At 61.4% G+C, this 11,924-nt stretch carries 8 protein-coding genes; 7 read left to right on the top strand and 1 reads right to left on the bottom strand.

Annotated elements, in window-relative coordinates; translation table 11 throughout:
- Nucleotides 1–23: 23 nt before the first annotated feature.
- Nucleotides 24–761 carry a helix-turn-helix domain-containing protein gene (locus tag ACA052_RS08350; protein ID WP_497649223.1) on the bottom strand — a complete coding sequence of 246 codons (738 nt, stop codon included), beginning with the start codon at nt 759–761 and terminating at the stop codon, nt 24–26.
- 232 nt (nt 762–993) lie between these two features.
- Between ACA052_RS08350 and ACA052_RS08345 the strand changes: the two genes are divergently transcribed.
- From ACA052_RS08345 to ACA052_RS08315, 7 genes are all read left to right on the top strand, one after another.
- Nucleotides 994–2,205 carry a CmpA/NrtA family ABC transporter substrate-binding protein gene (locus tag ACA052_RS08345; RefSeq protein ID WP_497649222.1) on the top strand — a complete coding sequence of 404 codons (1,212 nt, stop codon included), beginning with the start codon at nt 994–996 and terminating at the stop codon, nt 2,203–2,205.
- A 15-nt stretch (nt 2,206–2,220) separates the two neighbouring features.
- Nucleotides 2,221–2,796: an ANTAR domain-containing response regulator gene (locus ACA052_RS08340; protein WP_018925269.1), complete on the top strand. Its 576-nt coding sequence runs from the start codon at nt 2,221–2,223 to the stop codon at nt 2,794–2,796.
- 302 nt (nt 2,797–3,098) lie between these two features.
- Entirely contained in the window at nt 3,099–4,310 is a 1,212-nt protein-coding gene (locus ACA052_RS08335; RefSeq protein WP_497649221.1) for a nitrate/nitrite transporter, read from the top strand.
- Between the two features lie 7 nt (nt 4,311–4,317).
- Nucleotides 4,318–5,988, top strand: a complete 1,671-nt coding sequence (locus ACA052_RS08330; RefSeq protein ID WP_497649220.1) for a bifunctional protein-serine/threonine kinase/phosphatase — start codon at nt 4,318–4,320, stop codon at nt 5,986–5,988.
- 451 nt (nt 5,989–6,439) lie between these two features.
- Nucleotides 6,440–8,893 carry a nitrite reductase large subunit NirB gene (gene nirB, locus ACA052_RS08325; protein WP_497649219.1) on the top strand — a complete coding sequence of 818 codons (2,454 nt, stop codon included), beginning with the start codon at nt 6,440–6,442 and terminating at the stop codon, nt 8,891–8,893.
- On the top strand, nt 8,890–9,207 hold the full coding sequence (gene nirD, locus ACA052_RS08320; RefSeq protein WP_497649218.1) for a nitrite reductase small subunit NirD: 318 nt from the start codon (nt 8,890–8,892) through the stop codon (nt 9,205–9,207). Before nirB ends, nirD begins: the two co-directional genes overlap by 4 nt.
- Nucleotides 9,207–11,924: a nitrate reductase gene (locus ACA052_RS08315; protein WP_497649217.1), complete on the top strand. Its 2,718-nt coding sequence runs from the start codon at nt 9,207–9,209 to the stop codon at nt 11,922–11,924. Before nirD ends, ACA052_RS08315 begins: the two co-directional genes overlap by 1 nt.

The following is an 11,924-nucleotide window of genomic DNA, read 5'->3' as shown; positions in this document are numbered from 1 at the left end:
CAAAAAAATGAAAACTCATCGACTCACTTGCCTGAGAGGTAGGTGATATCCGCGAGCCTGCTGGGTGAGAAACCCATCAATTCACGAATTTCCTTGGAGAAATGCGAAGAAGAGGCGAAGCCGAACTCCAGCGCCACGTCCGTCAGCGAGCCGTCTTCCAGGCTCATGTTCAATAGCGCCTGCGCTGTCCGCCAGCCGCGCAACGCAGGCTTGGCCGCGCTGCCCAGCGCCTGATGACACAACCGCCGAAAGTGCGACACCGAGACGCCATAGCGCTGCGCCAATGCCGACAATTTTTCGCTGCGGGTGCCCTGCTCCACCAGAAATCGCACCAGTCCGTAACTCTCGCTGTGGCGCAGCTGGCTGGCGAAGGCGCGATAAGACACATCGCCGCCCAATGCCTGCTCGATGTACCAGCGCTCGAGCGCCTTGCCGGACTGGAGGGTTTCGTAAGCCACGGGCAACGTGGCCCAAGGCACGAGGCATGGCTTTTCGTCGTTCAGCGCCTCACTCATATCGAAGAAGACCTGCAATTTGATCAGCGGCGCTTCGCACATCGCCTGTGCCTGCACGCGACCACCGCTCACTTCAAGCACACCCTCCATCGCGATCAGCCCTTCCCACCCGCCAGGCAGCCAACGACACGACGCAGATTGCCCGGAGGTAAGACGCACGGGGTGCTCGGCAACACGCAGGTGCAGCACGCGCTCGTCGAGACGAACATCAGGAAATGTCATGGCGCAACGTGGTTCGGTCTGCACACCGGCCTCCTTATGCAACCTGGCGTTGGAATGGACGACAGGATGAAAGAGGCGGCGCATTGAATCCTGATGGAAAGCTGATGGGCCCCCGCGCTGGCATATGCCTTGCACCTGCTTTGTCATCAGCGCTCATGCCAACGACGGGATGAGTGGAAGGACAATGGCGTCGTCACCTGACCTTGCTCATGCAAGAACACCGGGACGACGCTTTTTTTTTGAAGGTGCAGAATCGATGAATGAACCATCCTCCGGCGCACTGGCCTGGGTCAACGGCAGCGACGCGCCGGAAAAGTCCGCGATCGATGTAGGCTTCATGGCGCTCAGCGACTGTGCCTCGGTGGTGGTCGCTGCCACTCAAGGCTTCGCCCAGCCCCATGGCCTGACGCTGAACCTCAAGCGTCAGTCGTCCTGGGCCAACCTGCGGGACAAACTGGTCAGCGGCGAGCTCGATGCCGCGCATAGCCTGTACGGCCTGATCTATGCCGTGCACCTGGGCATCGGCGGCGTGGCCCCGACCGACATGGCCGTGCTCATGGGGTTGAACCAGAACGGCCAGAGCATCAACCTTTCCCACGGATTACAAGCCTTGGGCGTGACCAGTCCTGAAGCGCTGGACCGGCATGTGCACCAAAGTCGACCAAAACTTACCTTCGCCCAGACATTTCCGACCGGCACCCACGCCATGTGGCTGTATTACTGGCTCGCCAGTCAGGGCATTCATCCGTTGCAGGACGTCGACAGCGTGGTGGTGCCGCCGCCGCAAATGGTCGCGCACCTGCAAGCCGGGCGCATTGACGGTTTCTGCGTCGGTGAACCCTGGTCCGCCAGCGCGGTGAAACAGAACCTCGGCTTCACGATGGCGACGACCCAGACGATCTGGCCCGACCATCCGGAAAAAGTCCTCGGCTGCACCCGTGCTTTCGTTGAGCAATACCCCAACACCGCCCGGGCGTTGGTGATGGCGATTCTGCAAGCCAGCCGCTTTATCGAAGACAGCACCGACAATCGCCGCAGTACCGCGCAGTTGTTGAGCGCACCGGAGTACCTCGATGCGCCGCTTGATTGCATCGAACCGCGCTTATTGGGCGACTATGCCGATGGTCTCGGTAATCGCTGGCAAGACCCGCACGCGTTACGTTTTCATGGCGACGGCGAGGTCAATCTGCCGTACTTGTCCGATGGCATGTGGTTTATGACCCAGTTCCGCCGCTGGGGCTTGTTGCGCGACGACCCCGACTATCTCGCCGTGGCCCGGCAGGTTCAGCAACTCGAGTTGTACCGTGAGGCCGCCACCGCCGTGGGTGTAGACGCGCTTGGCCAGGAAATGCGCAGCAGTCAGTTGATCGACGGCAAAGTCTGGGACGGATCGGACCCGGCCGGCTATGCGCACAGTTTCAAACTGCACGCCATGAGCGACAGCTCGCACCGATTCGCCAATCGCTGACAGGAGCCTGCCACTATGTTGCGTATCCTGCTGATCAACGACACCGCGAAGAAAGTCGGGCGCCTGAAAGCGGCGCTGACCGAAGCCGGGTTCGAGGTGATCGACGAATCCGGGCTGACCATCGACCTGCCTGCGCGCGTCGAAACGGTGCGTCCGGACGTGATCCTGATCGATACCGAGTCACCGAGCCGCGATGTCATGGAGCAAGTGGTGCTGGTGACGCGCGACCAGCCACGGCCGATCGTGATGTTTACCGACGAGCATGACCCCGGCGTGATGCGCCAGGCGATCAAGTCCGGAGTCAGTGCCTACATCGTCGAAGGCATTCACGCACAACGCTTGCAGCCGATTCTCGACGTGGCCATGGCGCGCTTCGAAAGCGACCAGGCCCTGCGCGCCCAACTGCATGCCCGCGACCAGCAACTGGCCGAGCGCAAGCGTATTGAGCTGGCCAAGGGGTTGTTGATGAAGATGAAGGACTGCAACGAAGAAGAGGCCTACACGCTGATGCGCAGACAGGCCATGAGCCGGCAGCAGAAGCTGATTCAGGTGGCGGAGCAGATCATTGCCATGAGTGAGTTGTTGGGTTGAACAGCAAAAGATCGCAGCCTGCGGCAGCTCCTACAGTTGGAATGCGTAGCCCTGTAGAAGCTGCCGCAGGCTGCGATCTTTTCGATGTGGCACAGATCTCGCTATGTAATCGCTACAGGTAACCAACGGCGGTTGCCCCACCTACGACAAAGACGTCGCTCACCTCATTTGCCCATGGCGAATCGGGTGGCGGCGTTTTTTTGTTTTGGCCCCACAGCCCGGGGCCGGTGGTGCGGCCGTTGCGGCGCCCCACCCGCTAGCTCATGACTCCTTCTCGAGACGACTAACAGCTGAGGTGCGCGATGAATTCAAGCTTCTGGAAATCCGGCCATACCCCGACATTGTTCGCGGCCTTCCTCTATTTCGACCTGAGCTTCATGGTCTGGTACCTGCTCGGCCCCCTGGCGGTGCAGATCGCCGCCGACCTGCACCTGACCACCCAACAACGCGGGCTGGTGGTGGCGACGCCGATTCTGGCCGGGGCCGTGCTGCGATTTATCATGGGCATGCTGGCGGATCGTCTGTCACCGAAAACCGCCGGGCTGATGGGCCAGGTGATCGTCATCTGCGCCTTGTTCGGCGCCTGGAAGCTCGGCATTCACAGCTACGAACAAGCCCTGCTGCTGGGCTTGTTCCTCGGCATGGCCGGCGCGTCGTTCGCCGTCGCCCTGCCCCTGGCCTCGCAATGGTATCCGCCGCAACACCAGGGCAAAGCCATGGGCATCGCCGGGGCCGGGAACTCGGGCACCGTGCTGGCAGCGCTGATCGCCCCGGTGCTGGCCGCCGCTTTTGGTTGGAGCAACGTGTTCGGCTTCGCCCTTATCCCGCTGATCCTGACCCTGATCGTGTTCGCCTGGCTGGCCAAAAACGCCCCGGAGCGGCCGAAAGCCAAGTCCGTGGCCGACTACTTCAAAGCCTTGGGCGACCGCGACAGTTGGTGGTTCATGTTCTTCTACAGCGTGACGTTTGGCGGCTTCATCGGCCTGGCCAGCGCACTGCCCGGTTACTTCAACGATCAATATGGCCTGAGCCCGGTAACCGCGGGTTACTACACCGCTGCCTGCGTTTTCGGCGGCAGCTTGATGCGTCCATTGGGCGGCGCGCTGGCCGACCGTTTCGGCGGTATCCGCACCTTGCTGGGGATGTATACCGTGGCGGCGATCTGCATCGCCGCGGTCGGTTTCAACCTGCCTAGTTCCTACGCGGCACTGGCACTTTTCGTCTGCACCATGCTCGGTTTGGGGGCCGGCAATGGCGCGGTTTTCCAACTGGTTCCGCAGCGTTTCCGCCGCGAGATCGGCGTGATGACCGGTTTGATCGGCATGGCCGGCGGCATCGGTGGTTTCGTCCTGGCCGCGGGCATGGGTGCGATCAAGCAGAGCACCGGCAGCTATCAACTGGCCTTGTGGTTGTTCGCCAGCCTTGGCGTCCTTGCGTGGTTCGGTCTGCACGGGGTGAAACGTCGCTGGAGAACCACCTGGGGCTCGGCGGCCGTGACCGCCGCACGGGTCTGACGTCTCGATGAGCTTACAACTGAGTTTCGCCGAAGCCAGCGCCACCGGCCCCCGAGAGGAGAATCAGGACGCCCTGCGCCTGGTCACCCCGGCCCCGGCGCTGGCGGCGAGCAAGGGTTATCTGTTCGCCATCGCCGACGGCGTCAGTCAATGCGCGGACGGCGGTCTCGCCGCGCGCTCGACCTTGCAAGCCCTGGCCCTGGACTATTACGCCACGCCGCAAACCTGGGGCGTGGCCCAGGCACTGGATCGCCTGTTGCTCGCGCAAAATCGCTGGTTGCAGGCCAATGGCGGTGGCCAGCCGCTACTCACCACCGTCAGCGCATTGGTCCTGCGCGGCAGGCGTTTCACCTTGGCCCATGTCGGTGATTGTCGGGTATATCGCTGGCATGCCGGGCAGTTGCAGCGGATCAGCGAGGACCACGTCTGGGACCAGCCGGGCATGCAACATGTGCTCAAGCGTGCGCTGGGGCTCGATCAACATCTGGTGCTGGATTTTCTCGATGGCGAATTACGCCTCGATGAGAGTTTCGTGCTGCTCAGCGATGGCATCTGGGCGGTGTTGGGCGATACCGCGATCGCGGCGATTCTGCGTGATCAACCGGATCTGCACCGCGCCGCGCACACACTGGTGAATGCCGCGCATCTGGCCGGCAGCCAGGATAACGCCAGTGCCTTGCTGGTGCGGGTCGATGCCTTGGGTGAAACCAGCATCGGCGATGCGTTGAGTCACTTGCAGCAATGGCCGCTACCACCAGCGCTGAAACCGGGTCAGGTGTTTGAGGGATGGCAGGTCGAAGGGATTCTCGCCCAGAGCCGGCAATCGCTGCTTTATCGGGTGCGCGACGCTCAGCAACAACCGTTTCTGCTGAAGACCTTACCTGGCGTCCTGCGCGACGATCACTTGGCCGGGCAAGCCTTGCTGTCGGAAGAATGGTTTCTCAAGCGCGTGACCGGGCGCCATTTCCCTGAAGTCCATGCCGCCAGCCAGCGTCAGCATTTGTACTACGTGATGCGCGAATATTCTGGGTCGACGCTGGCGGACCTGCACACAACTATGGGGCCGCTGCCTGTAGCGCAATGGCAGGATTTGGCCGAGCGCCTGCTTCGGGCGGTCGGCATGCTGCATCGGCGACAGATTTTCCATCGCGACATCAAACCGGAGAACCTGCTGCTGGGGGTCGACGGTGAGTTGCGCCTGCTGGATTTCGGACTCGCGTACTGCCCTGGCCTGTCCGAAGACCTGGCGTCTACCCTGCCCGGCACGCCCAGCTACATTGCCCCGGAAGCCTTTCGCGGCGAAGCGCCGACACCGCAACAGGATTTGTATGCGGTCGGTGTGACCTTGTATTTCCTGCTCACCGGGCATTATCCCTACGGCGAAATCGAAGCCTTTCAGCGGCCACGGTTTGGTGCGCCGGTCAGTGCCAGCCGCTACCGGCCCGACCTGCCGGAATGGCTCACGCAAAGTCTGGAGCGCGCGGTTGCGGTGGATCCGCTTAATCGCTTTGAAACAGCGGAAGAATGGTTGCTGCTGCTGGAACACGGCGAGCGCCGAAGTTTGAGCGTGCGGCCCAGGCCGTTGCTGGAGCGGGAACCACTGAGAGTTTGGCGGACGATGGCGTTGGTGTCGCTGGTGGTGAATCTAGTGCTGTTGTTTCTGATATTCCATGGCTGACATCGACCCGTGTAGCAGCTGGCGAAGCCTGCGTCCGGCTGCGCAGCAGTCGTTATTTAAATCGCTGCGTAGTCTCTGATACACCGCGCACGCAGGGTTTACGACTGCTTCGCAGCCGGACGCAGGCTTCGCCAGCTGCTACAGGGGTCGCGCCATTTTTGTGCGAGGCGCCTTGCATCGGTGCAGGAATATTCAATGCGATCTCGGTGTCTGCAACCAGAATCCAGCAAACCCACGCTCCTGAAGAGTTGGCACAACCACTGCATTACCTTTTTCACCACACATAAAGCCCGGCCTTCAACGACGAAGGACGAGCTTCCCGACAGAACGGGACAAGGACAAAGGCGTCCTCGCTAGGCAACTAGCGGGACGCCTTTTTTTGTTTGCGCAAAATTTGTCGAGCACGACCTGAACGCCCTGATGAGGCGGGTCCGAGCTCCCGGAGAACCTGATGAAAAAACTAAAACTGGTGATGATCGGCAACGGCATGGCCGGGGTTCGCACCCTGGAAGAACTGCTCAAGCTGAGCAACGAGCTGTACGACATCACGGTCTTCGGTGCCGAACCTCATACCAACTACAACCGCATCCTGCTGTCGCCCGTGCTGGCCGGTGAACAGACCTTCGAAGAGATCGTGCTCAACGATCTCGACTGGTACCTGGACAACAACATCAAGCTGTTGCTCAACCGAAAAGTGATGGAGATCGACCGAATCAAACGCCGGGTCATCGCCGAAGACGGCACCGAGGCCGAGTACGATCGGCTACTGATCGCCACCGGCTCGACCCCCTTCATTTTGCCGATCCCCGGCAACGCCTTGCAGGGCGTGATCGGCTACCGCGACATCGCCGACACCCAGGCCATGATCAACACCGCGAAAACCCACAAACATGCAGTGGTCATCGGCGGCGGACTGCTGGGCCTGGAAGCGGCCAACGGCCTGATGCTGCGCGGCATGCACGTCACCGTGGTGCACATCGGCGAATGGTTGCTGGAGCGGCAACTGGACAAAACCAGTGGCCAATTGTTGCAAACCGCCCTCGAAACCCGTGGCCTGCACTTTCGTCTTTGCGAACAGACCCAGGCGCTGCACGATGCCGGCAATGGTCGTGTCGGCTCGGTCGAGTTCAAGAATGGCGACATCATCCCCGCCGACCTGGTGGTGATGGCCGCCGGTATTCGGCCGAATACCGAACTCGCGGAAAAATCCGGCATACCCTGCAACCGCGGGATTCTGGTCAACGACACGATGCAAACCTACGACCCGCGGATTTATGCCATCGGCGAATGCGCCAGTCACCGTGGTATCGCCTACGGTCTGGTCGCGCCGCTGTTCGAGCAAGCCAAGGTCTGTGCCAATCACCTCGCCCAGCTTGGCTTCGCCACCTACAAAGGTTCGGTGACGTCGACCAAATTAAAAGTCACCGGCATCGATCTGTTCTCCGCCGGCGACTTCATGGGCGGTGAAGGCACCGAAACCATCACCCTTTCCGACCCCATCGGCGGGGTCTACAAAAAACTGGTAATCAAGGATGACGTGCTGGTCGGCGCCTGCCTGTACGGCGATACGGCAGACGGTGGCTGGTATTTCCGGCAGATTCGTGAGAATCACGCCATCGGCGAGATCCGCGACCACCTCATGTTTGGGGAAAACGCACTGGGCGATGTAGGACATCAAGGCCAGGACAAAGCCATGAGCATGGCCGATACCGCCGAGGTCTGCGGTTGCAACGGCGTCTGCAAAGGCACCATCGTCAGGGCGATTCAGGAACACGGGTTGTTCAGTGTCGACGAGGTGAAAAAACACACCAAGGCCGCCAGCTCCTGCGGCTCCTGCGCCGGGCTGGTGGAGCAGATCCTGATCAACACCGTCGGCGGCGCCGCAGACGTTAAACCGAAAAGCGAAAAAGCCATCTGCGGTTGCAGCGATCTCAACCACGGGCAAATTCGCCAGGCCATTCGCGAGCAACATTTACTGACCATCGCCGGCACCCTGAGCTACCTGAACTGGCGCACCCCGAACGGCTGCGCCACGTGCCGCCCGGCACTCAACTACTACCTGATTTCCACCTGGCCAGGCGAAGCGAAAGACGATCCGCAATCGCGCCTGATCAACGAACGTGCCCACGCCAACATTCAGAAAGACGGCACTTACTCTGTCGTCCCGCGAATGTGGGGCGGCGTGACCAATCCTTCGGAACTGCGGCGTATTGCCGACGTGGCCGACAAATACAACGTGCCGATGGTCAAGGTCACCGGCGGCCAACGCATCGACTTGCTGGGCATCAAGAAACAGGATCTGCCGGGGGTCTGGAAAGACCTGGACATGCCGTCCGGCCACGCCTACGGCAAATCCATTCGCACTGTAAAAACCTGCGTCGGCAGCGAGTTCTGTCGCTTCGGTACCCAGAATTCCACGCAACTGGGCATCGAACTGGAGCACGACCTGTTCAACATGTGGTCGCCGCACAAAGTGAAACTGGCGGTCTCCGGTTGCCCACGCAATTGTTCGGAAGCGGGGATCAAGGACGTAGGAATCATCGGCGTGGATTCCGGCTGGGAGATGTACATCGGCGGTAACGGCGGGATTAAAACCGAAGTCGCCGAGTTCTTCGTCAAGCTGAAAACCGCCGATGAAGTCCGCGAATACAACGGCGCGTTCCTGCAGCTTTATCGCGAAGAGGCTTTTTACCTCGAGCGTACCGTGCACTACCTGCAACGGGTCGGCATGGAACACATCAAGAAAGCCGTATTGGAAGACCCGGATCGGCGCAAGGCGCTCAATGATCGCTTGCAGTTTTCCCTGTCGTTCGAACAGGACCCATGGAAAGAACGCCTGGAGCAGCCGCTACTGAAGAAAGAATTCGATGTCATTCCCGTGAAAAACCTGGAGGTGCTGGCATGAACTGGCTGGATATCTGCGCACTGGAAGAAATCAACGCCCTCGGCTCGCGGATCATCGCCGGCCCGAAAGGCGACATCGCGATTTTTCGTACAAGCGACGATGAGGTGTTCGCCCTCGATGACCGCTGCCCGCACAAGGGTGGCCCTTTGTCCCAAGGCTTGATCTACGGCAAACGCGTGGCCTGCCCACTGCACAACTGGCAGATCGACCTGGCGTCCGGCGAAGCCCAGGCCCCGGACATCGGCTGCGCCCATCATCATCCGGCGCGGGTCGAGAACGGCCGAGTACTGCTGGCGTTACGGGACGCAGGTTGATGAACCGCCAGATCACCGCGTCCACCTGCTGCTATTGCGGGGTGGGCTGCGGCGTGCTGATCGAGCATGACGGCGAGCGCATCCTCGGCGTCAGCGGCGATCCAGCCCACCCGGCCAACTTCGGAAAACTGTGCAGCAAGGGATCAAGCCTGCACCTGACGGGTGACCTCGCCGCCCGGGCGCTGTACCCGGAGCTGCGCCTCGGCAAAGGCCTGGTCCGCAGCCGCACGGATTGGGACACCGCCCTGGATCATGCCGTCGGCGTATTCGCCAGCACCATCGCCGAACACGGCCCGGACAGCGTGGCGTTCTACATCTCCGGGCAATTGCTGACCGAGGATTACTACACCTTCAACAAACTGGCGCGAGCGCTGGTGGGCACCAACAATATCGACAGCAATTCGCGGCTGTGCATGTCGTCAGCGGTGGTCGGCTACAAGCGCAGCCTGGGCGCCGACGCTCCGCCCTGCAGCTACGAAGACCTGGAATTGAGCGATTGTGTGATGATCGTCGGCAGCAACATGGCCTACGCCCACCCCGTACTTTTTCGTCGTCTGGAAGAGGCCAAATCCCGTCGTCCGCAGATGAAAGTCATCGTCATCGACCCGCGTCGTACCGACACTTGCGATTTGGCTGACTTGCATCTGGCGATTTTACCGGGCACTGACGTCGCGTTGTTTCATGGGATCTTGCACCTGCTGCTGTGGGAAGAATGGGTCGACCGCGATTTCATCAAGGCACACACCGAAGGCCTGGCCGAGCTGAAAAAACTGGCGCGCGACTACACACCGTCAATCGTGTCCCAGCTCTGCGGGATCAGTGTCGAGCAACTGCAGCAGTGCGCCGAATGGGTTGGCACGTCACCCAGTTTCCTGTCGTTGTGGTGCATGGGGCTGAACCAGTCCACCGCCGGCAGCGCGAAAAACAGTGCGCTGATCAACCTGCACCTGGCCACCGGGCAAATTGGCCGACCCGGCGCAGGACCTTTCTCGCTGACGGGTCAGCCAAATGCCATGGGCGGACGGGAAACCGGTAGTTTGTCGAACCTGCTGCCAGGTCATCGCGAAGCTGCCAGTGCCGAACACCGCGCTGAAGTAGCGTCTTACTGGGGCGTCGAGCAACTCCCCCAGACTACCGGCCTCACCGCCATCGAGCTGTTCGAGCAAGTGCGCAGCGGCAAGGTCAAGGCTTTGTGGATCGCCTGCACCAACCCCGCGCAATCGCTGCCGGACCAGAACGCTGTGCGCGCCGCCCTCGAGGCTTGCCCCTTCGTGGTGTTGCAAGAGGCCTTCCGCACCACTGAAACCGCGGCGTTTGCCGACCTGCTGCTGCCTGCCGCGAGCTGGGGTGAAAAGGAAGGCACGGTGACCAACTCCGAACGGCGTATTTCCCACGTCCGCCGGGCAATCGTCGCACCCGGTGAAGCACGCCCTGACTGGGCGATCACAGTGGATTTCGCACAGCGTCTGGAAAAACGCCTGCGTCCTGGGCAGACCAGCCTGTTTTCCTTTGAAAACCCGGCACAGGTGTTCGATGAGTACAAGCTGCTGACGCGCGGGCGAGACCTGGATGTGTCCGGTATCAGTCATGAGCTGATCGATCGCCTCGGCCCACAGCAATGGCCCTTCCCCGAGGGCGCCCGTGAAGGAACCGCCCGGCTCTATCTGGACGGCGTTTTCCCGACGGCCAGCGGTCGAGCGCAATTCGTGGCCGAGCCCTATCGCGCGGCCAAGGAACAACGTGATGCACGTTTCCCGCTGACGCTGATCACGGGTCGCCTGCGCGACCAGTGGCATGGCATGAGCCGGACCGGTACTGCCGCGCAACTCTTCGGTCATGTCAGCGAAGCGGTGTTGAGCCTGCACCCGGACGAACTGCGCCGGCACCGGCTGCAAGCGGGCGACCTGGTCAACCTGAAAAGCCGCCGCGGCGCACTGATTGTCGTGGTAGGCAGCGATGACGGCGTGCGCCCGGGCCAGGCATTTCTGCCCATGCACTGGGGTGACCGTTTCCTCAAGGGCGGTGTGAATGCGATCACCCAACCGGCGTTCGACCCCTTGTCGAAACAACCGGAACTCAAACACAGCGGTGTGCGCATCGAGCCTGTTCAACTCCCATGGCACCTCTTTGCGCTGGTCGAGGGCAATGTTCAACAGCATTTTGAGACGCTACGACCGCTTTGCGAGGCGTTTTCCTACGTAAGCCTGAGCCTGGCAGGCCGTGAACGCCCCGCGCTGCTCATACGCGCTGCCAGCGCCACAGCTCCGCCGGCGCAACTGCTGCGTGATATCGATGAGTGTCTGGGGCTCAACGAAGGGCCGGTATTGGCGTACGACGATCCGCGGCGCTCTGTGGGTAAACGGGTGCGGATCGAGCACGGCCGGATCACTGCGATTCGCCTCGCTGGAGAGACCCTCGCCCAGCACTGGCTGCAAAACCTCTGGCTCGAAGGCCGCGCCGACGAACAACTGCGGCGCTGGCTGCTCGCACCACTGAGCGCGCCACCGGGCAACAGCGACACGCCGGTTGGCGGCAACAAAACGCTGTGCAACTGCAAGAACGTCAGCCAAAACGCTGTCTGCGCCGGCATCAGTCGTGGCCTGGACTTGCAGGGTTTGAAACAGGAATTGGGCTGCGGCACGCAATGCGGTTCCTGCGTCCCGGAAATCAAGCGCTTGCTGGCCGCCCACGCGCAGCCGGTCGCCATCATCTCGTGA

The organism is Pseudomonas sp. LBUM1644, assembly GCF_059716195.1.
The sequence above is the reverse complement of the archived record's forward strand: the minus strand, read 5'-3'. Positions and strand labels throughout refer to the sequence as shown.

Bases quoted from the DNA above. Each gene is read 5' to 3' on its own strand.
- ACA052_RS08345 (WP_497649222.1), top strand. From the start codon at position 994: ATGAATGAACCATCCTCCGGCGCACTGGCCTGGGTCAACGGCAGCGAC.
- ACA052_RS08340 (WP_018925269.1), top strand. From the start codon at position 2,221: ATGTTGCGTATCCTGCTGATCAACGACACCGCGAAGAAAGTCGGGCGC.
- ACA052_RS08335 (WP_497649221.1), top strand. From the start codon at position 3,099: ATGAATTCAAGCTTCTGGAAATCCGGCCATACCCCGACATTGTTCGCG.
- ACA052_RS08330 (WP_497649220.1), top strand. From the start codon at position 4,318: ATGAGCTTACAACTGAGTTTCGCCGAAGCCAGCGCCACCGGCCCCCGA.
- nirB (WP_497649219.1), top strand. From the start codon at position 6,440: ATGAAAAAACTAAAACTGGTGATGATCGGCAACGGCATGGCCGGGGTT.
- nirD (WP_497649218.1), top strand. From the start codon at position 8,890: ATGAACTGGCTGGATATCTGCGCACTGGAAGAAATCAACGCCCTCGGC.
- ACA052_RS08315 (WP_497649217.1), top strand. From the start codon at position 9,207: ATGAACCGCCAGATCACCGCGTCCACCTGCTGCTATTGCGGGGTGGGC.